This window comes from Vibrio sp. sp1 (assembly GCF_016920955.1).
In the GTDB taxonomy this organism is placed as follows: Bacteria; Pseudomonadota; Gammaproteobacteria; order Enterobacterales; family Vibrionaceae; genus Vibrio; species Vibrio alginolyticus.
The window spans coordinates 833,469-859,730 of sequence record NZ_CP060590.1 but is presented as its reverse complement, the minus strand read 5'-3'; the positions used below and the strand labels follow the sequence as shown (position 1 = coordinate 859,730).

Annotated in this window: 16 protein-coding genes; 8 read left to right on the top strand and 8 right to left on the bottom strand. The window is 46.5% G+C overall.

Translation table 11 applies throughout. The features are described from left to right. Positions 1-244: 244 nt before the first annotated feature. Positions 245-4,483 carry a formate dehydrogenase subunit alpha gene (gene fdhF / locus H9L11_RS19310; RefSeq protein WP_205391409.1) on the bottom strand — a complete coding sequence of 1,413 codons (4,239 nt, stop codon included), beginning with the start codon at positions 4,481-4,483 and terminating at the stop codon, positions 245-247. 315 nt (positions 4,484-4,798) lie between these two features. On the opposite strand from fdhF, the gene H9L11_RS19305 reads away from it, so the two are divergent. The 7 genes from H9L11_RS19305 (at position 4,799) to H9L11_RS19275 (ending at position 14,955) form a co-directional block, all read left to right on the top strand. Then, on the top strand, positions 4,799-5,221 hold the full coding sequence (locus H9L11_RS19305; RefSeq protein ID WP_038882094.1) for a hypothetical protein: 423 nt from the start codon (positions 4,799-4,801) through the stop codon (positions 5,219-5,221). A 135-nt stretch (positions 5,222-5,356) separates the two neighbouring features. Next, positions 5,357-6,748, top strand: a complete 1,392-nt coding sequence (locus tag H9L11_RS19300) for a TolC family protein (RefSeq protein WP_064376776.1) — start codon at positions 5,357-5,359, stop codon at positions 6,746-6,748. A 164-nt stretch (positions 6,749-6,912) separates the two neighbouring features. Beyond that, a complete protein-coding gene (locus H9L11_RS19295; protein WP_064376775.1) occupies positions 6,913-8,631 on the top strand; it encodes an efflux RND transporter periplasmic adaptor subunit in 1,719 nt (572 codons plus the stop codon). 2 nt (positions 8,632-8,633) lie between these two features. Continuing rightward, entirely contained in the window at positions 8,634-11,801 is a 3,168-nt protein-coding gene (locus tag H9L11_RS19290) for an efflux RND transporter permease subunit (RefSeq protein ID WP_205391408.1), read from the top strand. Between the two features lie 77 nt (positions 11,802-11,878). Continuing rightward, positions 11,879-12,445, top strand: a complete 567-nt coding sequence (locus tag H9L11_RS19285) for a copper-binding protein (protein WP_205391407.1) — start codon at positions 11,879-11,881, stop codon at positions 12,443-12,445. Between the two features lie 326 nt (positions 12,446-12,771). Then, entirely contained in the window at positions 12,772-13,623 is an 852-nt protein-coding gene (locus H9L11_RS19280; RefSeq protein ID WP_005375420.1) for a carbenicillin-hydrolyzing class A beta-lactamase CARB-42, read from the top strand. A gap of 282 nt (positions 13,624-13,905) precedes the next feature. Then, positions 13,906-14,955, top strand: a complete 1,050-nt coding sequence (locus H9L11_RS19275) for a sensor domain-containing diguanylate cyclase (protein ID WP_053303796.1) — start codon at positions 13,906-13,908, stop codon at positions 14,953-14,955. A gap of 112 nt (positions 14,956-15,067) precedes the next feature. Here the strand turns inward: H9L11_RS19275 and H9L11_RS19270 are convergent, their stop codons facing one another. Continuing rightward, positions 15,068-15,220 carry a hypothetical protein gene (locus H9L11_RS19270; protein WP_005375418.1) on the bottom strand — a complete coding sequence of 51 codons (153 nt, stop codon included), beginning with the start codon at positions 15,218-15,220 and terminating at the stop codon, positions 15,068-15,070. Positions 15,221-15,466: 246 nt separating this feature from the next. Here H9L11_RS19270 and speG point away from each other — a divergent pair, with 246 nt between their 5' ends. Next, positions 15,467-16,006 (top strand): spermidine N1-acetyltransferase, encoded by a 540-nt coding sequence (gene speG, locus H9L11_RS19265; protein WP_005375417.1) that lies wholly within the window; start codon positions 15,467-15,469, stop codon positions 16,004-16,006. A gap of 47 nt (positions 16,007-16,053) precedes the next feature. Here speG and H9L11_RS19260 read toward each other — a convergent pair whose 3' ends face one another. The 6 genes from H9L11_RS19260 to H9L11_RS19235 all read right to left on the bottom strand — a co-directional run bounded on the left by H9L11_RS19260 (position 16,054) and on the right by H9L11_RS19235 (position 26,097). Further along, the gene (locus H9L11_RS19260; RefSeq protein WP_205391406.1) at positions 16,054-16,851 is read right to left on the bottom strand and encodes a hypothetical protein; all 798 of its coding nucleotides are present in this window, start codon (positions 16,849-16,851) and stop codon (positions 16,054-16,056) included. Between the two features lie 176 nt (positions 16,852-17,027). Beyond that, on the bottom strand, positions 17,028-18,113 hold the full coding sequence (locus H9L11_RS19255) for an outer membrane protein transport protein (RefSeq protein ID WP_017635244.1): 1,086 nt from the start codon (positions 18,111-18,113) through the stop codon (positions 17,028-17,030). Between the two features lie 120 nt (positions 18,114-18,233). Then, a complete protein-coding gene (gene vmeQ, locus H9L11_RS19250; protein ID WP_205391405.1) occupies positions 18,234-21,374 on the bottom strand; it encodes an efflux RND transporter permease subunit VmeQ in 3,141 nt (1,046 codons plus the stop codon). A gap of 10 nt (positions 21,375-21,384) precedes the next feature. Continuing rightward, on the bottom strand, positions 21,385-22,527 hold the full coding sequence (gene vmeP, locus H9L11_RS19245) for an efflux RND transporter periplasmic adaptor subunit VmeP (RefSeq protein ID WP_205391404.1): 1,143 nt from the start codon (positions 22,525-22,527) through the stop codon (positions 21,385-21,387). 90 nt (positions 22,528-22,617) lie between these two features. Beyond that, entirely contained in the window at positions 22,618-23,409 is a 792-nt protein-coding gene (locus tag H9L11_RS19240) for a hypothetical protein (protein ID WP_205391403.1), read from the bottom strand. A 528-nt stretch (positions 23,410-23,937) separates the two neighbouring features. Then, positions 23,938-26,097, bottom strand: coding sequence for a prolyl oligopeptidase family serine peptidase (locus H9L11_RS19235; RefSeq protein ID WP_205391402.1), 2,160 nt, complete (start codon positions 26,095-26,097; stop codon positions 23,938-23,940). Positions 26,098-26,262: the final 165 nt, after the last annotated feature.

The window sequence follows — 26,262 nt, the reverse complement described above, 5'->3', positions numbered from 1 at the left end:
ATGACAAGCTCAACAACAAACTTTATTGCACTCTCATCATGGGCTTGAACAAAAATACGCCATAGAGACAGTAAGAAGTAAGAAGGGAAAACTAACCGGAGCGCGGTGATAACAGAAAAGTAAAAGGAGTTTGAAGAAAAAGACAATCCGAGTGAATGTAGTGAGAGCGGAAATCAAGATTAGATTATCCGCCCATCAACTAGGCTCAAATTGTCAGTGACCACAACAACGCGACTCACCGAATTTAAACGTGTTGGTAACTATCTTCGAGAGACTCTGTCTGCGTTGTTTTCTCGCTCACTTCCACTTTAACCGCTGCGACCTTGAACTCAGGGATTTTCGCATGCGGGTCAGTCGCCGTTGTCGTTAAACGGTTCACCGGCGATTCAACAAAGTGGAATGGAATGAACACCACACCTTTTTGAATACGCTTAGTCACAAAGGCATCAATCTCAATGCTGCCGCGACGTGTAGACACTGTCAGACGCTGACCATTACTGATGCCAAGTGCTTCTGCGTCTTCCACGCTAACCATTGCGCGAGGGCCAGCAAGGTTATCCAACCCTTTGGTTTTGCGCGTCATGGTGCCAGTGTGGAACTGCTCAAGTACACGACCTGTAGTAAGCACCAGTGGATACTCTTCATCTGGCAGCTCAGCCGCATAACGGAACGGTACGCCCACCATTTGCCCTTTACCACGAGTAAACTGGGTTTGGTGCATGATGCGAGTACCTGCCGGGTTGTTCTTGTTGCTCGGCCATTGCACACCGTTTGGCGTAATGGCATCCCAACGAAGTCCCGCGTATTGAGGCGTCACTCGTGCAATTTCATTGGTGATATCAGACACGCAGTGGTAATCCCAATCACTGCCCATGGCATTGGCGATTTCTTGAATAATCCACCAATCTTCTTTTGCCTCACCCGGTGCCGTGACAACCGGATTCACACGCTGAACACGACGCTCCGTATTGGTGAAGTGACCCGCTTTCTCTGCAAACGAGCAAGAAGGCAGAACCACATCCGCGTATTGTGCAGTCTCCGTTAGGAAGATGTCTTGAACCACCAAGAAGTCGAGCGTTTCTAAACCTTCAATCACATGCGCTTGGTTCGGGTCACTCAACACTGGGTTCTCACCCATGATGTACATACCACGGACGTCACGATGGCAAGCCGCATCAATGATTTCTGTCAGGGTTAGACCTTGCTCAGAAGGCAGATTTGGCGCGTTCCATTCAATCGCAAACTTCTGACGCACAATTGGGTTGTATACCTTTTGGTAGCCCGGGAAGCTGTTTGGCAAAGCGCCCATATCACACGCGCCTTGCACGTTAGATTGACCACGCAATGGGTTAATGCCACCACCTTCAATACCGATGTTGCCACACAGCAGCTGCAGGTTAGCGATAGAACGCACGTTGTCATGACCTGTCGTGTGCTGAGTAATACCCATCGAGTAGTACACAGCGGTACGATCTGCCGTACCGATCATGCGCGCCATTGCTTGAATGTCTTCGGCTTTTACGCCTGTAACCAACTCCACTTTATCGAGGTTGTAAGCTGGCGACATCACCTCTTGCAGTAAGGTATCAAAGCCGTCGACACGTTCTTCGATGTACTCTTGATCGTACCAACCGTTCTTGATGATCTGTTGCATGACGCCGTTCAGGAGCATCACATCCGTACCCGGACGGTGCGCCATGTACAACTCAGCATGCTCTGCCATATCGACACGTTTCGGGTCAGCTACAATCAAACGAGCGCCGTGATGACGAATGGCTTGTTTGATGTGTGAAGCGATAATCGGGTGCGCTGATGTGGTATCCGAACCAATAATAAAGATCACATCAGAGTGCTTAATGCTTGGAATGTCGTTGGTCATTGCACCACTACCCAGTGACGCTTCAAGACCGGTTACACTCGATGCGTGACACAAACGCGCACAGTGGTCGACGTTGTTAGTGCCTAGTTCACGACGGACAAATTTTTGGAACGCGTAGTTGTCTTCGTTGGTGGTTTTCGCTGAAGAGAAACCCGCTAATGCGTTGCTGCCAAAATCTTGCTTGATGCCAGAGAACTTGCTCGCAATCAGTTGAATCGCCTCTTCCCAACTTGCAGGCTGCAACCAACCATCTTTACGAATCAATGGCGTGGTAAGACGCTCTTCACTGCCAATGAAATCAAAACCAAAGCGCCCTTTCACACACAGCATGCCTTGGTTCACCGGCGAGTCACCGCCTTTCACGTAACGAATCGTATTGGTTGTTTCGTCCACGAACATAGTCAACTTACAACCCACACCACAGTATGTACAAATGGTGTCGACCGCTTTCAGATCTTCAGTACGACCTTGTGAACGGTCACGACTATCGACCATCGCGCCCGTTGGACACACTTGAACACACGCGCCACATTGCACGCAGTTCGAATCACCCATTAGGGTTAAGCCATTCTTGTTACTTCCAAAGTGCGGACGATCGTCAGGACGTAATGCCGGACGACCTTGTTTATCGCACACGAAGTTCAGTACACCGTGCACGGCTTTGTCGCGACACGCTTGGATGCACTGACCACAGCTAATACAGCGGTTAGCATCAAACTCAATAAACTCAGAGCTACGGTCAACTTCGTACTTATGACGCAAGTCTTTCGCACGGAGATCTAACCAATCTTGATGCGATTTAATCTGCAAGGAGAAGTCAAAGCTTTGCTCGGCTTCATATTCGGTGGAGTAATCACGCAGCGCACAATCGGTATTTGCCTGACAACCACATTCTAGACAGCGCGCGGCTTCCTGCATCGCTTCTTCGTTATCAAAGCCCAACTCCACTTCAGCGAAGCTTTGCTCGCGTTGTGCTGGAGTCAATTCTGGCATGATAGATCGAGCGACTTTCTGGATGTTCTCGAAGTGAAGCGGATCGACTTGAGAGAGTTTCTTCTCTTTGCGCGAGTTGAACGCCGCCTTTGGCATATCGGCCATATCGCCATTCAAAAACAGAACAATGGCTTTTGCCGCAACGCGGCCATCACCCACGGCTTCAACTGCCGTTGCTGGACCACGGCGGAAATCACCAATACTGAAGATGTTACCCGTGCCGGTGTGCATGGTCTTTTCATCTGCATCAGAGGTGTTCCAGCGCGTAAGCGGAATAGATAAGTCTTCACCTTCTAGGAAGCTCAGGTCTGGCTTTTGCGATACTGCCGCAATTACGGTGTCGAACTCTTCGGTGAAGAACTCGCCGGTTGGTTTAGGGCTTCGACGACCAGATGCATCCGGCTCACCCAACGCCATGCGCTCTAGACGAATCGCATTCACACGTCCGGTTTCATCGGCAAGGTTTTCTGCAGGGTTAGTCAAGAAGTGGAATTTCACCCCTTCATGTTCCGCTTCGACAATCTCGTAGTATTCTGCCGGCATTTCGTCACGTGTACGACGATAAATCAACGTGGTGTCTGCACCAGCGCGACGCGCAGTACGAGCACAGTCAATTGCCGTGTTACCACCACCGATCACCGCGACTTTCTGACCTGTTACATAGTTTTGCTCGGTAACGTAATCTTTTAGGTAATCAACGCCTAAGTAGCAACCTTCAAGGTCACTGCCTGTGTAGTGCATTTCGACCGCTTGAGACGCGCCGACCGCCAAACACACCGCGTCGTATTCTTCGCTCAATTGAGAAAGCGTGAAATCCACACCTAGCTTTTGATTGGTGTGAACTTGCATGCCATTGCGGCACATCAGTTCGATTTCTTTATCGAGAATGTCTTTTGGTAAACGGTATTCTGGAATCCCATAACGCAACCAACCACCCGCTTTGGGCATGGATTCAAAGACCGTAACGTCGTAGCCTTCGTTCGATAGGTAGTAACCAGCCGTTAGACCACCAGGGCCACTGCCAACGACGGCAATGTTCAAACCTTTGCTTGGTTTCTTTTCTGGTACGTAGGCTTCATGCGCAGACAAATCCGCATCCGCGGCATGACGTTTTAGCTGACGAATTGCGATTGGCTCATCGACTAACGAGCGGCGACATTCGCTCTCACAAAATGCAGGGCATACGCGGCCAATCGATAACGGCATAGGAAGCGTACGCTTAATCACTTCAATCGCTTTTTGATGGTCGTTCTGTGCGATGTGATAAAGGTACGATTGGATATCCACGCCCGCAGGACACGCGGTTTTACATGGCGCTTCACAATCGGCGTAATGGTCCGTCATGATGCGGTTGAGTGCTTTTCTGCGGTGCTCGCTTAATTGTTCTGATTGCGTGACCACATTAAGGCCGCGGTAAACTTCGAGCTCACACGCACGCTTAGTACCGCCACTTTCGACTTCAACCACACACAAGTCACACGGTACTTTTTCATTGCTTTTGTTCATTCCGCACAGCGATGGGATCTCGACCCCACACACTTTTGCTGCTTCTAAAAGGGTTAGACCCTCTTCTACAATTCTATATTTTCCATCGATGACAATTTCTATCATGCAACCCCCGCAGCAAAGCAAATCCAAATCTGCACAAGTAAAACCATGCATTCTATAAGGATAATCATTTGTAAGACAAGTTAGTGTGATGTAAAACTTATAAACCACATTTTTCACGTGTCATAAAAAGCGAGGGCTTCTTTCGCTAACTTCCAACACTCGGTGTTTAACAAACGTTTTACTCCCTCGAAAGTGCGAAAACTGAAGGGTTGGACTATTTTGATAATAAAAGTAATAAATGATTGACCTTACCCTTAGGTTAACCTTTAGAATCGAAGGGTTTTCATCATTTTCATCAAACACATGGGAAAGGGTATGCACTTAAAATCGCTGCATACAATCTGGTTAACTCTCTTCACAACGCTAGTACTATTGGTATCTAGTGTGGCGAACAGTGAGCCGTTGATGAATATTCAAATGATGTCTACTGGCATGGCTCACCATCCTTCTATGATGAGTGACAGCGAACACTGCGGTATGCCTGGCATGATGGACGTCTCCATGACTGACGGTTCTATGTCCGAAGATGGCGATGCAAGAGAAACCAGCATGAACTGTGGTGGAGGCTCCGGCATGGTTCATACCTGCTGTACTGCCGCGTGTACGATAGTTTTCGTCCCCCTACCGAATCCTATCAATAGCCCAATGCCCGTCGTCTATCGCGCAACTATTACTCCTGAAGTTGCTTCCCCAGTCGTACACGTCAGCCGCGACCTATACCGACCTCCAATAGCCTAAATCCGTCCTAGCATTCGACCCTGCGCGTGTATCGCAGGTTGTTTTAATGCGCCTGAACGATGAGGTAACAAGGCTTTACTGTTCCCGCAATAAAATCCGCACCTCCATCGTTCCGGCGAACACTGGATTTAGATTATGGATATCAAACCATACCGCTTAGCTGCACCTATTTTTATGGTGGCTCTGGTCGCTGCGCCAACCTTGGTTAACGCCGCTGGTAAAGAGACGCACGCAGCACAAAATTCCGCATCAAGTGAGCGAGCTTCGACGACCAAGCTTGCCCAACTGATCAACGTCGCTTTGAGTAACGATGGCAATCGTAAGCAATACTCAGCGCAATCTGCTGCCATGCGTGAAACGGGCGTCGCAAGTGCGACCTTGATGGACCCAAAACTGAAAGTGGGTTTTGGTGGCTTGCCTGTCGACAGCTTCAAATTCGATGAAGACCCAATGACCAACATTTCCGTTGGTTTAATGCAACAGTTTGAGCGTGGCTCTACGCTTGATTTACAGCAGAAGAAAGCCAATCAACAAGCCGACGGCCTTGGGCTTCAAGTGCATGCTCGTGAGCTTGAGGTAGCCAACAGCATGACTCAGCTTTGGTTAGAGCTTGGTTACCAGCAACGCGCGGAGCAAATCATGCTTGAGAATCGCAAGTTGATGAAGGAGATGGAAAGCTTTATTCAAACCAACTATTCGATTGGTAAGAGTGAAGCGCAAGATCTGCTTAACGCCCAGCTTCAAGTCAGTAAGTTGGATGAGAAACTGCAAGCCAATGCACAAATGCAACGTCGTCTTATCTCTCAACTCTCCGAATGGTTGGGATCAGACTGGCTGGCAAACGAACAGGCTCTGCACGCGAGCAATCAACTTAATTGGGACACACTGAACAGCAAACTTGCTGCGAGTCATAATTCCACCAAGCATTATCAGCAACTCAGCCAACACCCGATGGTTAAGATGGCCGACGTCAGCATCTCTGCCAATAAAACTCAGGTGGAAATTGCTGAGCAAGCCTACAACCCACAATTTGGCGTCGAAGTAATGTACGCCTACCGCCAAGCCGACAACATGATGGGTGAGCCCGCCTCCGATTTGGTTAGCGCTTACCTCACCATGGACATTCCACTGTTCACTGGTGATCGCCAAGATCGCAATCTTGCTGCCGCTCAATACCAAGTTGGCGCGGCACAATCGCAAAAAGACACCTTACTAACGCAGATGAATTCCAAGGTGAACACTTTGCTGGTTGATCGCGGCAACTTAACCCAACGCTTAGAACGTTATCAATCCACCTTATTGCCTCAAGCGAAAGCGCGCATTCAAGCCGTTGAGCGGGGTTATCAAAACAACACAGCGCAGTTTAACGATGTGATTTCTGCCACGACTGACGAGTTGGCTCTGCAATTAGAGCAACAACGTCTGCTGACCGATCTCAACATCGCAAACAGCAATTTAGCCACCCTACTCGGTGGTTTCGACTACCAAGTGGCTTCACCGGAAGCTCGCTCTATTTCGACATATTAATTTGTGATTCCCCAAGACAGTTGGGGCTACAGCTAGGCGGCAAACGAGAGAATCCCATGAGCACTTTCCCTAACAAACTAAGGGATCTGCTATGTGACTTGGGTGAACGAGAGCAGGCAACAACGCTGTAGCGTCAAATGTGAAGGGGAAAATAAGGTAAAACAATGAAAACATTACAAGTTGCAACCATCGCGCTGATTGTTGGTGGTGCTTTAGGGTTTGGTGCTAATCATTTTCTTGCGGGCTCGGCTCATGACATGAGTGCGATGGGTGGCGAGTCTGCTGCAAGCTCTAATGATCCGCTTTACTGGGTTGCCCCAATGGATCCGAATTACAAACGCGACAAGCCGGGTAAGTCCCCAATGGGCATGGATTTGATTCCGGTTTACGCAGAAGACCTATCCGGTGAACAAGACGCACCGGGTACAGTGACTATTGACCCTTCAGTAGAAAACAACCTCGGGGTTAAAACCGCAAACGCGACACTGCAACAGCTATCACCACGCATCGAAACGGTTGGCTATATTGCCTTTGATGAAAGTCTGTTATGGCAAACGAACGTTCGTGTGGCGGGTTGGGTAGAAAAACTCTACATCAATGCCGTGGGTGAGAAAGTGAAGAAAGGCGATGTGCTTTTCACGCTCTACTCTCCAGAACTGGTTAAAGCACAAGAAGAATTGCTGAATGCGTACCGCACTGGCCGCAAAGGTCTTGTAAAAGGCGCGACCGAACGCTTGGTAACGCTTGGTGTTGACCGCGCTCAAATCAAATCCATTACTCGTAGTGGTAAAGCATCGCAAACCATTGAAATCAAAGCGCCTGCTGATGGCGTTATCGCGAGCTTAAACGTGCGTGAAGGTGGCTATTTGTCCCCTGCTCAAGCGGTGATCAGTGCAGGTCCTTTGGACAATGTTTGGGTTGATGCAGAAGTCTTTGAGCGTCAAGCGCACTGGATGAAAGCGGGTTCTCAAGCCACGATGACCCTTGACGCGATTCCGGGCAATGAATGGCAAGGTGTTGTCGATTACGTGTACCCAATCCTTGATCCGAAAACACGTACGTTGCGTGTGCGCCTTAAATTCCCTAACCCAGATGGCGCATTGAAGCCAAACATGTTCGCCAATATTGCCTTGCAGCCTGTTACTGACGACGCAGTATTAACGATTCCTAAATCATCTGTTATTCGCTCTGGCGGTATGACTCGCGTTGTTCTGGCGGAAGGTGATGGCAAATACCGCTCAGCTCGAATTGAAGTTGGCCGTGAAGCTGGCGAACAAATCGAAGTATTACAAGGACTTAAACAAGGCGATAAGATCGTTACTTCATCTCACTTCATGCTCGATTCTGAATCAAGCCAGTCGGCGGATCTGTCTCGCATCAATGGTGTAGAAGCAGCGGCAGAAACAGCATGGGCTAAAGGTGAGATCACGGATGTGATGAAAGATCACCGAATGCTGACCATCAACCACCAACCTGTACCAGAATGGGATTGGCCGGGCATGGTAATGAACTTCACTTTCGCAGATGGCGTCGAGATGGGTGACTTGAAAAAAGGTCAGGCTATCGAATTTGAAATGCAGAAAACAGAATCTGGTCAGTACCAAATCGTTGACTATAAGGCAGACAACAGCGTCATTGCCGCAGAAGTTTGGCTGACTGGTGACATCACAATGCTGATGGCTGATTTTGGCATGATCACCTTAAACCACCTACCGGTTGCAGAATGGAACTGGGATGCGGGTGAGATGAACTTCTCTGTGGGTGAAGACGTTGATCTAACGGGTTTTGAAGAAGGACAGAAAGTTCGGTTTCTAGTTGAAAAACAAGGATCTGACTACGTTCTTAAACAGCTAGTTCCTGCAACAGCAGCCGTCGAGGGTTAATTATGATCAATGCTATTATTCGTTGGTCACTGAGCAACCGATTCCTAGTGTTGGTCGCGACCTTAGCCCTTGTATTAGGCGGACTTTACAGTGTAAAGAATACGCCTGTTGATGCGATTCCGGATCTTTCTGATGTGCAAGTGATCATCAAGACAAGCTATCCGGGTCAAGCTCCTCAAGTCGTCGAGGATCAAGTTACTTACCCGCTCACCACCGCCATGCTTGCCGTGCCGGGTGCTGAGACAGTTCGTGGCTACTCCTTCTTTGGTGACTCTTACGTTTATATTATTTTCAACGATGATACCGACATGTACTGGGCACGTTCACGCGTGTTGGAGTACTTAAGCCAAGTAGCACCAAAGCTACCATCGAACGCAAAACCAACCTTAGGTCCTGATGCAACGGGCGTGGGCTGGGTTTACAGCTACGTATTACAAGACAAAACCGGCAAGCATGATTTGGCGGATCTTCGCAGCCTGCAAGACTGGTTCTTGAAGTACGAGTTGCAAACCGTTGATGGCGTTTCTGAAGTCGCGACCGTGGGCGGTATGGTGAAGCAGTATCAAGTGCAGATTGACCCTGCCAAACTGCGTGCGTACAACCTCACTCTGCAACAAGTGAACATGGCAATCCAAAACGGTAACCAAGAAACCGGCGCGTCTGTTATCGAAGTGGCTGAAGCCGAGCACATGGTTCGTACCACGGGTTACCTAACCAGCATTGAAGACATAAAATCGCTGCCGCTAAAAGTCACCGAGAAAGGCACGCCGTTGCTATTAGGTGATATCGCAGACATTAACCTTGGCCCACAAATGCGCCGTGGTATCTCAGAGCTGAATGGCGAAGGTGAAGCGGTAGGTGGCGTTATCGTGATGCGCTTTGGTGAAAACGCCAGTGAAGTGATTGCGAAAGTCAAAGACAAACTCGCAGACCTACAACGCAGCCTGCCAGAAGGCGTGGAAATTGTTGCAACTTACGATCGCTCTACCCTTATCGATTCAGCGGTAGAAAACCTATGGAAGAAGCTTGCAGAAGAGTTCATCGTCGTTGCGATTGTGTGTGCGTTGTTCCTGTTCCACATTCGTTCTTCGTTGGTTATCGCTCTGAGCCTACCGGTCGGCATTCTCACTGCGTTTATCGTGATGCATTGGCAAGGCATCAATGCCAACATCATGTCCTTGGGTGGTATTGCGATTGCCATCGGTGCCATGGTGGATGGGGCAATCGTGATGATTGAAAACGTTCATAAGCACATTGAACGAACGCCACTGACCGACAAGAACCGGTGGCAAGTAATTGGCAAAGCCGCAGAAGAGGTTGGCGCACCGCTGTTCTTCTCGTTGCTGATCATTACTCTTAGCTTCGTACCGGTGTTCGCCTTAGAAGGCCAAGAAGGCAAGATGTTCTCGCCGCTTGCGTTCACTAAGACTTACGCCATGGCAGCGGCAGCAAGTTTGGCAATCACACTCGTCCCTGTTCTTATGGGCTACTTCATTCGCGGTAAGGTATTACCGGAACACAAAAACCCAGTTAACCGTGGCTTGGTCGCGTTGTACCGCCCGTTGTTGAACACAAGCTTAAAATACCCTAAGACCATGATTGTTATCGCATTAGGTCTGACGGCATCGGCTTACTACCCAACCAGTAAACTGGGTAGCGAATTCATCCCGCCGCTGGATGAAGGCGACTTAATGTACATGCCAACGACCTATCCGGGTATCTCAATTGGTAAAGCGCGCGAGCTTCTACAACAAACCAACAAGCTGATCAAAACCGTTCCAGAAGTGAAAACCGTATGGGGCAAAATTGGCCGAGCTGAGACCGCAACCGATCCAGCGCCACTCACCATGATTGAAACCGTGATTCAGTTGAAGCCACGGGACCAATGGCGTGAAGGGGTAACAACCGAGTCACTGCGCAAAGAGTTCGACAAGCTGGTTCAGTTCCCTGGTCTTACTAACGCTTGGGTAATGCCGATCAAAACGCGTATCGACATGTTGGCAACGGGCATCAAAACCCCTATCGGCATTAAGATCGCCGGACCTGATCTGAAAGTGATTGAGAAGATCGGTTCTCAGCTAGAGCCCATTCTTAATGGCGTACAAGGCACGGCATCGGTTTACGCAGAACGTGTAGCAGGTGGTCGTTATGTCACGATCGACATTAAACGTCGTGCCGCAGCGCGTTATGGCTTAAGCATCAAAGACGTTCAGCAGGTGATCTCCACCGCGGTTGGCGGCATGAATGTGGGTGAAACCATCGAAGGCTTGGAGCGTTACCCAATCAACGTTCGTTACCCACAAGACTACCGTGATTCAGTGGTTAAACTGCAAAACCTACCATTAGTCACACCAAATGGTGCTCGTATTGCGCTGGCTGATGTAGCGGACATTCGTTACGAAGACGGCCCTCCGATGATCAAGACGGAAAACGCGCGTCCAAACGGCTGGGTATTTGTCGACATCGATGGTCGTGACCTTGGCTCTTACGTCGTGGAAGCACAGCAAGTCGTGGCTGATCAATTGGAACTTCCTGCGGGTTACTCACTGGCTTGGTCTGGTCAATACGAATACATGGAACGTGCGAAAGACCGCTTGAGTGTCGTGGTACCAATCACCATCGCCATTATTATGCTGCTGCTTTACTTCAGCTTCCGTCGCGTTGGCGAAGTGATGATCATCATGCTTACGCTACCACTCGCTATGGTTGGTGGTTTGTGGCTCATGCATATCCTCAACTACAACTTCTCGATTGCTGTTGGGGTCGGCTTTATTGCCCTCGCAGGCGTCGCGGTTGAAATTGGGGTCATCATGCTCGTCTACCTCAACCAAGCATGGCACTACAAAAAGCTGGATGCGGAAGAGAGCCAACAGAAGCTTGAGGCGAAAGACTTAACCGATGCCATTCGTGAAGGTGCAGGCCTGCGTGTTCGCCCAGTAATGATGACGGTACTAACGGTCATTATTGGTCTGATTCCGATCATGTACGGCGAAGGTACAGGATCAGAAGTAATGCAACGTATCGCCGCACCAATGATTGGTGGTATGGCATCAGCACTGCTGCTGACGCTGTTGGTACTTCCAGCCATCTTCAAGCTGTGGAAACAACGCGAGTTGCGCCAAAGCAATGCAACTAATCACCAAGCTAGTGATGTAAACAACAACGCTTAATCCCTACCTTCCCCTCAAACATGTCGTTTTGAGGGGAAGCAACCAAGTTATTAATGAATTAAAACAAGGATATAAAAATGAAAAAGACACTAATCACTCTTGCTATAGCCCTAACAACAACGACTGCGTTTGCCCAAATGGATCATTCAAACATGGATCACGCGAACATGGATCATAGCAACATGAAGCATGAAAATATGGACCACGGCAGCATGAAGATGGACCACAGTAAAATGGACCATTCAAACATGATGGATATGCCGGGCATGTCGACTGTTGGTATGCCAGCAAAAGGGGCAAAGCCAGACAAAGTGGTACACGTTATCTTGGGTGATGACATGACCATCAAGTTCAAGAAAGACGTTAAGATTGAGCCAAACGATGTGGTGCAGTTTGTAGTCATGAACACAGGTAAGATCAACCACGAGTTTACGATTGGTTCGGCTAAAGAGCAGCTAGAACATCGCGAAATGATGAAGACAATGAGTGGCGATCACATGCATGACTCAGGCAACGCAGTTACGGTAGAACCAGGTAAAGCGAAGCAATTACTGTGGCACTTCCACGGTGACAACAAGGTTGAGTTCGCGTGCAACATTCCGGGCCATGCAGAATCGGGCATGGTTAAAAAGATTGAACTGTAAGTAATTATCCAACTAGACAAAGGAGCTGATGATTCAGCTCCTTTTATTTCTCTGGATCAAACTATTCGTTAGCTCATGATAAGAAATTCTGAGCCAGTGTCTCACGCTAAGATATTTTTATGACCGAATCACCGACGTAATATATAAGCCAAACTACGGGCCTTGATAGCAACACTCTTCTCCTCATATTGAGACCGTATAAGCGTATTGCAAAGAATCCTACATAAAATAGACATAGATTTAACAGTGTTTAGAGTATTGGCTCGTTATAGTTTACGTGACATCGCTACGGTGCGAACTAAAACTAAAATTGAAGAACACGATCCATGAAAAAGTTATTTTTGTTGGCTGGGCTAATGGTTTGCTCAACCCTAAGTTACGCGTCCCAACTGAATGAGGACATTTCTCTCCTCGAGCAACAAACCTCAAGCAGAATTGGGGTGTCAGTTTGGGATACCCAAGCAGACGAGCGTTGGGACTACCGTGGCGATGAACGCTTCCCACTCATGAGCACATTCAAAACCCTAGCTTGTGCCAAAATGCTAAGTGATATGGACAGCGGTAAGCTAAGTAAGAATGCGACCGCAAAAGTCGATGAGCGCAGTATCGTTGTATGGTCTCCAGTGATGGATAAGCTCGCAGGCCAAAACACACGCATAGAGCACGCGTGTGAAGCCGCTATGTTAATGAGTGATAATACTGCAGCCAACTTGGTATTAAATGAAATTGGCGGCCCTAAAGCCGTAACAATGTTTCTGCGAACAATTGGAGATAAAGCAACGCGCCTAGACAGAATAGAACCTCGCTTGAACGAAGCCACACCAGGCGACAGCCGCGACACAACCACACCTAACGCCATACTAAACACTCTTCGAACTTTGGTCGAAGGCGAAACGTTGTCTTATGAGTCTCGTGTACAATTAAAAATCTGGATGCAGGACAACAAAGTTTCAGACTCGTTAATGCGTTCTGTATTACCAACAGGTTGGTCTATTGCAGACCGTTCTGGTGCGGGTGGTCATGGTTCGCGTGGCATTAACGCGATTATATGGAAGGAAAATCATCGACCTGTTTACATTAGTATTTATGTCACAGAAACCGAGCTCTCACTTCAAGCTAGGGACCAGCTCGTTGCGCAGATAAGTCAGTTGATTTTACAAAAGTACAAAGACAATTAAGTCATCACTCACCTGACCCTATTTGTATCCTTTTCTAGCCCTTCTCTTCCAGAAGGGCTCATTCTGTACTTCCATCTTAAAAACACCACTTATTGAGTAATGACTTACTTATAAATAGGTATAAGATTTACTTATTTAGGGTGAGTTAACGCCCACATTAAGCAACCAAATGCACACAAACGGCGATAATTAAACCATACTCTTACCAAGAAGCACATTTTCTACAAAATAGCTTCACGTAATTTATTGTTGGTATTTGCAACATTGCCAAGGAGATGTCTATTGAGACTTGAAAGAACTTTTAACCCTGATGACTTATCGATGCAAAACATGGAAAGTCCGATATGTATGCCGATAGGGTTTGTTCACTTTTTAGCTCAATCGGAAACACTACAGCAAGTACTTGATACGGTGGCAGAATGGATAAATCGTATATTTAATTCTGACCGTGCGAGTATCACACTTTATGAAAACAATGATCATTTAAAGGTCTACTCTTTCTCTGGTAGTAAAGCGATTCCCGCTGAATTTTTAGTGCCCATTCATCAAGCGTTTGTTGGCCGAGTGTTCAAAAAGCAACAACTGATGATCTGCGACGATGTTACGCAATCTGATGAGATCGATTGTGTGATGCTCGCATCCAATGGTATGGGTACGTGTATGGACGCGCCTTTAATGCACGGTAAAGTCTGCCTAGGAACGCTTAATGTTGCGCATCATCAAACGCACATTTACACAAACGAACAAGCGGCACAGCTTCAGTGCATCGCTAATTGGATTGCTTTAAACATTGCCCTTCATATACAGATTATGAAAATGGAACACCTCGCCACGACGGATGATCTAACAGGTATTCCAAACCGCAGAGAGTTCATGCGACAAATCGAAAGCCGCCTAAATGAATACCGAACCCAGGGCATTGACTTCCATGTTGCTATTTTAGATCTCGACAATTTTAAAAGCCTCAATGACCGATTTGGTCATGACGCAGGCGATAAATCACTGATCCATGCAGTCAATACTATTAAAAGTCATCTACTTGATTGTGACTTACTTGCCAGAGTTGGCGGTGAAGAGTTTGCCATCGTATTAAGAAGTCGCTCATCACAGCAAGCTCTAGACACATTAGAAACAATTCGTAATGCACTAGAAACGACGACCGTTCAACATTCAGGTTGTGATATGAGCTTCACCGCGAGTATTGGGGTAACTCAAGTCTGTCGTCTCGACGACTCATTTGAACCATTAGTTAAACGCGCCGACTTAGCACTTTACAAGGCAAAAGAAACTGGAAGAAATCGCGTTGAGTTTCATATTGGTGAAGAAAGGTAGAAAAAATAAAAAAAGGTAGCGACTCATTGCGCTACCTTTTATCGATTCTAACCCGCTTAAAATAACTAGTACGAACTTTAAGCCAGTTAAAAATAAGAGTGAGCAAATTTAATTATGCTTTCTTAAGATCTTTAGCTGGGTAAGTTAGTGTTTTTTCGCCTGCTTTTACATGTGTGTAAAAACCGCCACTGCTTAAACCTGTAACAACCATTTCGCCAAGATCGATACCTTTAGTCGCTACTACTACGTCACCGATTGAAAACATATTGAATACCTTGTTTGTTTAGATTAAGACACTAAGTCGTTGCGCGGTATTTAATACGATATTAGGCAAAGCACCTAATCGAGTTTTTTATCGTAAAGATTAATTTATATTTGTCGTGAACTCTAAGTTTCCACATTGAAAATCACAGGATATTTTCCAAAAAAAGATGCGCTATTCTTGTGAAATACGGTAATATTTTCTAGCATCAAGTGCGGAGGTATTCTCCGCCCTCATTGGAGAAAAATGATGAAGAAAGGCCTAAAAATGCGTGCATTAGAGCGTTCTGATTTGCGCTTTATTCATGAACTGAATAACAACCGAAATATCATGGCCTACTGGTTCGAAGAACCTTACGAGTCTTATGACGAGCTCGAAGAACTTTATCGAAAACATATACATGATGACGCTGAAAGGCGTTTTGTCGTCGAAGATGAAGACGGCATCGTAATTGGCTTAGTTGAGCTGATCGAGATTAACTACATTCACCGCAGCGCGGAATTTCAGATAATCATCGCCCCAGAGCATCAAGGCAGAGGTTATGCGACAGAGATGATTAATCGTGCGTTAGATTACTCATTCTCAATTCTTAATCTACGTAAAATCTACTTATTAGTCGCAGTGGATAACGAAGTCGCTATTCACTTATACAAAAAATGCGGCTTTATCGAAGAAGGTCACCTTGTAGAAGAATACTTTATTAACGGCGCTTACAGCGATGTTAAGCGCATGTATATATTAAAACACCAATACCAGAAAAAGATCGAAGAAAACAACTCAATTCACTAGTTCATTCTATCAAAGTAAAAACGCAGCTATTTGGGCTGCGTTTTTATTTATTCAAATTGATATTGATATGATAATACGATGCGCTTGTCTGCTTCATCCAAATAGGTGTTGTTGTCCATGACAAACGTCATTACGTTAAAAGAGTGGCGTTTGCTCACGAGGTAACCAAGACCAATACCACCAAAGAAGCCTTTGTAGTTCTCTCCTTCACTGTTTTCTGAGCCGTAAGTGCCTGCTGCGAAGCTGATTAACGTCAGCTCTTTGGTAAACGATTTCAGCGCAAATGCACCAACGTAACCGGTACTGCCTGAAGAGCTCATCATATTGAAGCCATTCTCTGCACTTGGCGTACCCGTAAAGTTAGGCTCGCTACAGAGACTACTTTCTGCACCGTCACAAACAGGAACATCACCAGTGTTGTACGTATAGCCTGCCATTGGGAAAATTTGGAAGCCTGCTGGCTCAATCCCGAAATAACTTAGCGGCATAAAGGTACCAACGCTGTAGTTGGTTTGATCCGCGCCGTTTACGTATTCATTTTTACCGAAGTTGAAGTTCACGATACCGACCGGAAACAACCACGAGCCACCAATACGCCACTCGCTCGCATCATCATTGATACGCAGGTTGATTTTGCGCGCTTGGTCAAGCGCAAGTGAGCCCGAGAATGAGATGTTTTGATCATCAAAATCGTAGTTGTTTGCGTATGAGGCGCCAAATTTCGTGATGACTTTTGTTGGGTCATCCGCCAACTTGTTTTTATTGTCTTTTACTCGATGCTCGGCACCATGAGCCAGCGTACTGACCAACAAAGTCGTACACACTAACGCTAGTTTATTTTTCATTTTTCAGTCCTTTGAGATGTTGAATACCCGCACTTAGCTGCGCAGAGACTTTTTGAATCATCACTCACTGGATGTGACAGAAGCGCCCTAACTACCTTAGATGGTGTGACAGCATCCAGTGCAGGTAGTTAGGGTGGAATGGCCTGTAAGGAAGGCGTTTTAGCGATTAGGAATGATTAGTTTTTCCAGTTGTAGCTCATGCTCATGAAGTACAGAGCAGGCTCATCAAAGCCAGCTTGTAAGCGTGGCGTTTCCGACGATTCCATCAAGATCGCTTCCAACGCGAAACCAATTGAGTTTTCTGAATCCAATTTGTAATCAATGCCTGTACCAATGCGGTACGCCTTGCCAGTAGGAACGGTAATGTCACCGTTTGATTGACTTTCATACATGCTGGTATCGAATGCAAAACCTGCATTCCACATCATTTTTTCATTCAGTTTGTACTGAGTACCTAATGCGATTTGGTAAGTGTCTTGTGTCTCTACGTTCAGCGTGGTTGTGTATTCGCTCCAGTCTTGCCAGTTCACGTTCCACATCACCGCTAGGTCATCATTCACTTCGTGGTAAGCACTGAAGATCAGTTGTTGTGGAGCAATGGAGTTACTCTTGTCGAATTCAAATTCGGCTTCAGAAGAGTAAGACAGACCAAGACGCGTGCCTGATGTTGCCTCATAAAGCACACCTACTCGGCCGTTGACCTGAGTATCTTGGTCTTCGTCATTGAAGTTCAAGACTCCCTTCGTTTCCACTTCATACATACCGTACTGAATACCAAGCGCCGCACCCACAGACCAGTGATCATTGATGCGGTAAGAAGCGGAAGGTTGAATGGTTAAGGCTTGCGTCGTTGCTGTAGGAATATCTAAATGATTATCCAAAAGACCTTCGTACTCGAGGCCAAGGCCGTAGTTGCCATACAGACCAATACCCAGCGTCCATTTGTCGTTTACTTGTTGGCTGTAAAATGCCGACGCCATAGGAACAAAACCAATCACGTTGCCCGCATCGCCAGTCATCGTGTCTAGTTGCGCGTCACCGTAAAGGCCAATCAGGTTACCAGAGAAAGATTTACCAGAAACATTCGCCAGACCAGCCGGGTTTGCTGCCATTACTGAGGCATCTTGCGCACGAGCCGCCATACCAGCGGATGCCAAACCAATATCCGATGCAGTTGTTTCGTAAAGGTATAACCCACCCGCTTGCGCAGCAGCACACGTCAGTAGAGAGCTCGCTACGACGATTTTTGAAAGATTTTTCATGCTAAAACCTATTATTGTTTGGGGAACCCACGCTGCGACGGTGGTTGTATATCAATGAAAGGCATTGGCCAATCGCACACAGCGTGGGGGTGTTGTGGAGTCAGTCAGTTGAAATCAGCGTTATTGCTCGCTCACCTCAAGTTCAGTGGGTTTCTTTCGCTTAAACTTCTCGCGCAGAGATTGCATCATCACGAAGAACACTGGCGTCAGTAACGTGCCAACAAACGTAGAGAGAATCATGCCGCCGAATACCGCAAAGCCCAGTGAGTGACGAGATGCCGCACCGGCACCCGATGCAATCACCAACGGGAATACCCCCCAGATGAAGGCGAATGCGGTCATCTGTACTGCACGGAAACGGACTCGAGCAGCTTCTTTGGCAGCATCAATGATGGATAAGCCCTTTTCTTCTCGCAGAACTTTGGCAAATTCCACGATAAGAATCGCCACTTTGGCGGACATACCGATCAAGATGACCACACCAATCTGCACGTACAAGTCGAACGGTTGTCCCACCAGCAATAGCGTGCCCATTGCGCCGAGAATCGCGACTGGAACCGCCATCATTACCGCAGCAGGAATGGTCCAACTTTCGTACTGAGCCACCAAGAACAAGTAGGTGAACAGCAAAGACAATGCGAACGCGATTGGTGCCATGTTGCCTGCTTTCATCTCTTGGTAAGTCATGCCTGACCACTCGTATGAGTAACCACTTGGCAAAGATTCCGCAGCCAGTTTTTCAATGGCTTTTACAACATCACCCGAGCTGTAACCTGGCGCTGGCGCACCGTTCACGGTTGCAGAACTGAACATGTTGTAGTTCGACAAGGTATCTGGGCCGAAGATCGGCTTCACTTTCACTAGCGTTGCCAGTGACACCATTTTTCCAGAGCTTGAGCGAACAAACAGATGGTTGATGTCGTCGATATTGTCACGGTATTGCTCTTCTGCTTGCACTTTCACTTGGTACGAACGACCAAACAAGTTGAAGTCAGAAATGTAGGCACCGCCCAACTGCGCTTGCAGTGTGCTGAAGATTTCATTCAACGGTACGCCCATCGAAATCGCTTTATCGCGGTCAATATCGATGTAACGTTGCGGAATGTTCGCACGGAAAATCGAGAACGCACGCGCCACTTCAGGCAGTTGATTGATTTGGGCAACAAAATCAGCGGTTGTTTTTGCCAACTCTTGTGGAGAACGGCCCAAGTTGTCTTGCAGCACAAGGTTGAAACCATCCACCGCACCCATGCCTTTGATTGCCGGCGTCGCGAAAACGAACGAAGCGGCATCTGGCGTTGAGTTCAGCATTTTGTTAACTTTGTTCATCAACGCACGTTGGTGTAGCTCAGGGTCTTTACGTTTGCTCCAGTTATCCAGTTTGATGATCAACATGCCCGAGTTTGGAATCGACGCCATGTTAATTACCGAGAAGCCCGCAACCGAAACCACGTTCTCCACACCTTCCATCTGTTTTAGCTCATCAACGTACTTCTTCATTAATGGTGCAGTACGCTGCAATGCTGCTGCGTCTGGCAAACGCATTTCGACCATGAACACGCCTTTATCTTCGTTCGGTACGAAAGAAGAAGGTACGGTCATGAACGCAAATGCCAGCACCGCAATAAGCGCGCCATAAACACCGATACTCAGCACAATACGACGGCTCAAGAAGCCAACTAAACCTTGGTATTTGCGCGTTATTGCTTCAAAACCTCGGTTAAACGCACGCAAAGGCGCAATAGGTTGCGAGTGAGTAGATTTCAACATCAACGCACAAAGCGCTGGCGTTAACGTCAATGCGTTGATCGCAGAGATCAGCACCGATACACAGATGGTGACCGCGAACTGGTTGAACATTCGACCAGAAATACCCGGCAATAGCGCAACCGGTACGAATACCGCCAACAAAATAAGCGTTGTTGCCAATACTGGCCCCGTCACTTCTTTCATAGCTTGGATAGTGGCCGGAATCGGGTCTAAATGCTCTTCATGAATAACCCGCTCCACGTTCTCTACCACGATGATCGCATCGTCCACCACGATACCGATGGCGAGGATCAAGCCAAACAACGAGATCGTGTTAATGGTCATGCCCATCACGCCCATGATTGCGAAAGTCGCAATGATGGAAACCGGAATCGCTAAGGTTGGAATAATGGTCGCTCGCCAGTTCTGCAAGAAAACGTACACAACGAAGGTGACAAGAAGTACCGCAATCACCAGCGTCTCATACACTTCATCAATCGATGTCTCTACGTATTCGGTAGAGTCATACGCGATGTCATAGACCAAATCATCTGGGAACGATTTCTCGTACTCTTTCATGGCCTCTTTCACGCGTTCCATCACGTCTAGCGCGTTCGCGGTCGGCAACTGGTACAAGGCCAGAACGGCGGCTGGTTCGTTATTCATACGACCATCAGCTTCGTAACCTTGTGCGCCAACTTCGACACGAGCCACATCTTTCAAGCGAATCAAAGAACCTTTCTTGCTCGCACGAATGATGATGTTCTCGAACTCTTCCGCAGAAGTGAGGCGGCCTTTGGTTTGCAAAACATATTGATATTGCTGGTCACCCGGAGCTGGCATACCACCGATCTTACCCGCCGCCACTTGGATGTTTTGCGTTTTAATTGCGCCAATAACATCGCTAGCAGAAAGCTTCAAGGTAGCCAGTTTATTTGGGTTCAACCAAATACGCATTGAGTAGTCTTTCTTACCCAGCAGCGTAATGTCACTCATACCTTCGATACGTTTTAGACGCTCAACGATATTGAGATCCGCGTAGTTAGAAAGGTAGATACTGTCGTAAGACTGTTTCGGAGAACGCAGTGTGATAACGCCCAGCATGTCGGAAGATTTCTTCTTAACCGTCACACCGATTTGGTTTACTTCTTGTGGTAGAGACGACGTCGCCTGTGCCACCAAGTTGTTCACACGAACCTGCGCCATATCGCCATCTGCGCCCACTCGGAAGTAAATACGCAATGTGTATGAGCCATCGTTACCAATCACAGAAGACATGTAAATCATGTCTTCAACGCCGTTGACTTTGGCTTCTATCGGTTGTGCTACGGTCTTTTTAACCACGTCCGCATTTGCACCCGGATACATGGTGCTCACCGTAATTACCGTTGGAGAGATTTGAGGATACTCAGAAATTGGCAAGACTTTCAGGGCGATCATACCCATCAATGTCATCGCCAGTGAGATCACCAAAGCAAATTTCGGCCGGTGAATGAAAAATTTACTTAACATCAGTACTCACTCAGCCTTGTTCACTCTGTAGCTCAACGTCTTTCACCGTTGCACCCGGACGCACTTTTTGTAGACCATGGACGATGACTTTTTCGTTAGCCGCCAAACCAGTCAGCACAGCACGTTTCACACCGTAGGTCTGACCGAGTTCAACGTTACGACGAGACACCACGTGATCATCACCAACCACCATGACGTAGTCACCCGCTTGGTCTTGTTGAACAGCCGCCGATGGGATAAGCAAACCATCAATGGTTTTGTTGCGCAGCTTGATGGTCAAGTTGCCATATTCACCCGGCATAAGCGCGTAAGTTGGATTATCGAATTGTGCTTCTGCTCGAATTGAGCCTGTTTCTAAATCGATCTTATTGCCAACGGCGTAGATCTTGCCATCAAGCGGATACAATGAACCGTCTGAAAGCGTCAGTGTTAAATCAACATCCAGTTTGTCATCGTTACGATGAGCCACATCAATGGCACTTCTTACTCGGCGGTAGAGCTTCTCATCCACATCAAAGCCAAAGCGAATTGGGTCTACTTGAGTGATCGAAACAAGAGGAACGATTTGAATTTTCGAAATACGGTCACCCACTCGGAAGTTGCTGAAACCCACGCGGCCAGAGAAAGGAGCGCGCACAGAGCTAAATTCAAGATCGAGCCTTGCTGAAACCAGCGTCGCTTTCGCCTCTTCTACCGAAGCAATCGCTGCGGCGTGCGCAGCAATGGCGTCATCGTATTGCTGCTCACTGATGCTTTTATCTTTGATGAGTTTCTTCACACGTTCTGCATCACGCGTAGTTTGAACGAGTTGTGCTTTTGCTTTTTGCAACGACGCTTTTGCATACGCCAGTGCCGCTTTGTAAGGACGGTCGTCGATTTCAAACAACAATTGGCCTTTTTCGACCATATCGCCATCTTTAAAATGAATCGCGGTTAATTCGCCACCGACTCGCGGCATAATATCAACGTCATTTACCGCTTCAGTTCGACCGATAAAAGTATGATAAGGAGTGATTTTTGTTTCGGTTAGGGTAACGGTTTCAACAGAGGGTGCTTGGGCAGTTTTCGTTGCGATATCGCCAGTTTTGCATCCTGATAGTAATGCAGAAGATATAGCAATAGATACCAACGAAAATTTATATTTGGCTTTCATGATAAACCTACTTTATGTAGAAAGTGCCCTAGCCTAAATATTTAAATATATGGATAAACGCACTTTCTATTCTGGAAATAAACGAGGGAGTTAGAATTGGTAGTTAAATTCGATACGGTGATCACCATCACCGAAATTAACGTGCTCATTCCAGTTTGCAAAGTAACGAATATTTGCGCGAGGATTAATTTGATAAGACAACGCAAACTCATGAGTTAAGATATTATCTTCACCCGCGTAATAAGTATCTTTATATTGACTAGACCCTGATAATGTATGCATATACATTGGGTTGTAGTTAATCCAGATTTTATCGGTTAATTCAATTTTTGAGTACATACCGACAACAGTGAAAGTACCTGGAATTTCATAACCTTTGCCATCACCACTAAAATCATTAGCAATAGTGACACCCGCACCAGCCAAAGGAAATAGCTGCAACATACCAAACTTAGGTAGGCCTTGAATAAAGCTGTAAGATGCATCTAATTTATCGTTATCAACATCGTAGTTTACATCCAATTGACGGCCTAGACCTTTTGCGACTTCTACTTGGAAATTACGTAGTCGGAAAGAGTCAATGCTGTCATCAACGTTGGCATATATTGGATCATCATTGTCGCGAATGCCAAATAGCTCACCACCAATGCCTTTCATTTCAATGATGTTCATCGCCATGGTACCAGGCTGGCTAGATTGGTAAGTTTGACCGATTTTGATGTTCGCGCCTTTATCAGTAATACCAAAGCCAGCTTGGGTGTATACCGCAAGTGGGTCAGACATATCTTGAAGTTCTTCGTTATTGTTTGTCTGCGCATAGGCAGAAGACGCGAGTTGTAGGGCTGCAACCACAATGGCAACAGACGGTTTCACTAAATTCATAAAACTGTATCCATTTTAATGATTATAAAATTATTCACGTCATGAGGTCATCATAAATAGCAAGCAACACAACTCGCTTTGGATAACATAAATTATCAAAGCAAATTCAATAATGACGAAACATTCGACGTTTTAATTAAAATAAAATAAAGCATCGTAAAAGTTCAATCACCGCTACTTATATCTTATATAACTTGAAATTTGGTAATAACAATGAAGAAGGAAATATTAAAACTTATGAAAATTCAATTATCATTAGAACGAATGATTAATTAATTTTACCATATAAATAGAGAGTGCAATGGATTTAGGTGATCGCGATCAATGTTTCATTTCGATCGTACAACACTCTTCAGATTAATTAGAACATTATAATAATTTAAAAAACCTTAGTTTGATTAGCCTAGCATCAGATTAGAATAGTAGGCCTATAATAAATAAAAAGGGAATCACTCTCTGTGATTCCCTTTTATTATCGAGCGATAAAGCGCCGATGCGTTTCGATAACTAAAACGCAAACAATTCGCACTATTGCAGTTTCTCTATTCCCATATTGAACAGTGCAAAACTATAAATATCTACATTTGTCTCAATTATTTTACGCGTTGGTGTGCCTGCACCATGTCCTGCATTGGTTTCGATGCGAATTAAGGTCGGATTTGAACCCGCTTGCTTCGATTGCAACTCAGCAGCAAATTTGTATGAGTGAGCAGGAACAACACGGTCATCATGATCACCCGTTGTAATCAATGTTGCTGGGTATTCCACCCCTGCTTTTACATTGTGTACCGGCGAATAACTTTTCAGATATTGGAATATCTCTTTACTTTGCTCTGCCGTGCCGTAGTCATACGCCCAACCAGCACCTGCGGTAAAAGTATGGTAACGCAGCATATCCAGTACGCCGACTGCTGGCAGCGCCACTTTAAACAGCTCTGGACGTTGCGTCATAACGGCCCCCACTAACAAGCCACCATTCGATCCACCGTTAATGGCTAACTTGTTTGATGACGTTACCTCTTCATCAATTAGGAATTCAGCCGCAGCAATAAAGTCATCAAACACATTTTGCTTTTGCATTTGAATGCCAGCGTTGTGCCACTCTTTACCATACTCCCCACCACCACGAATGTTCGCTACCGCGTAAACACCACCAAGCTCTAACCAAGCCGCACGTGTCGGGCTAAAAGATGGCGTGAGGCTAATGTTGAAACCGCCATAACCATATAGGATGGTTGGTGCACTGCCGTCCATCGGTGTCCCTTTTTTATAGGTGATGATCATCGGCACTTTTGTTCCGTCTTTTGAGGTGTAAAACACCTGGCGAGATTCATACAAAACAGGGTCAAATGGCGCTTTAGATTTGTAGTACACCTCGCTATCACCGTCTTTGATGTTCAGACGATAGGTAGTGCTTGGCATCTTGTAGTTGGTGAAAGAATAGTAGACTTCGGTTTCTTCTTTTTTCCCCGAGAAACCGTATGCGCTGCCAATATCAGGCAATTTGATTTCTCGGATGAGTTTGCCGTTCATGTCGTATTGCTTCACCATCGAGATCGCATCAACAATATAGCTCGCAAACAAATTGCCACCCGCGGTAGAAACACGTAACACGTTCTTTGTTTCAGGAATCAAATCTTTCCAGTTTTTGGGCTGCGGCTGACTTGCATCCACCGTCACGACGCGTTTGTTCGGCGCATTAAGGTTCGTAACCAAGTACAGTTTCGTGCCTTGGTTGTCTATCACCCAAGTATCAGAGCTGGTGTTATCTAAAATGGTTTTAAGCGGGCTGTTTGGCTTACTCAGATCTTTAAAGAACAGTTTGTTGCCCGACGTCGATACGCTGGCTGAGATAAACAAGTAGCGTTCATCATCCGACGTATAGCCGCCAACATAACGGTATTTCTCTTCCTCAAAGCCGCCAAAAATCAGCTGGTCTTCACTTTGTTTCGTTCCAAGTTTATGAAAGTAGAGCTTGTGTTGGTCTGTCTTCGCGGAAAGTTCACTCCCTTTTGGCTTGTCATAACTTGAGTAATAGAAACCTTGATTGCCGAGCCAACTGATGCCGCTGAACTTAATATCCACCAGCGTTTCGCCGACGGGCTTTTTGGTTTCTGTGTCTAACACAATGACTTTGCGCCAATCGCTACCGCCTTCCGAAATGCTGTATGCAACCAAAGATCCATCTCGTGAAAAGCTCACTCCCGCTAACGATGTGGTGCCATCTTCACTAAAAGTATTTGGATCGAGGAAAATTTCTGCTTCACCATCACCTAGCTGCCGATAAAGCACGTCTTGGTTTTGTAACCCGTCATTTTTGTAGAAGTAAGTGAACTTACCCTCTTTGAACGGCTGGCTTTGTTTTTCGTAATCCATGAGCTTAGTGATGCGCTCTTCAATCTGCTCGCGGTAAGGGATTTTCGACAGATAATCAAACGTCACTGCATTTTGCGCCTTCACCCATTCTGCGGTTTCTGGGCTGAGATCGTCTTCCAACCAGCGATAAGGATCACTCACTTTTGTACCAAAGTAGTCATCGACAATATCCACTTTTTGTGTGGTTGGATACGTGATGGTTTTCGGGGTTACCTGTTCAACCGACGATTGCGCCGCTTCATTTGCATACGCCACAGACAACACACTTCCGAGTACGAGAGCCGTTGTGAGTGCTAGGGTGTTCTTTTTCATGAAATTCCTTTTTATTTTTCTGTTGTCTTTTTGTGCAATACATCAGAACTCTACTATATATCGACAAAATGAATCTAATTTCATTAAACGAGTTGTGAAAGCCATCCTAACTCCCTCATTTCCTTCCAGTTCTACAAACTAGTAAGTGGAAGTGTAGAACTTGGG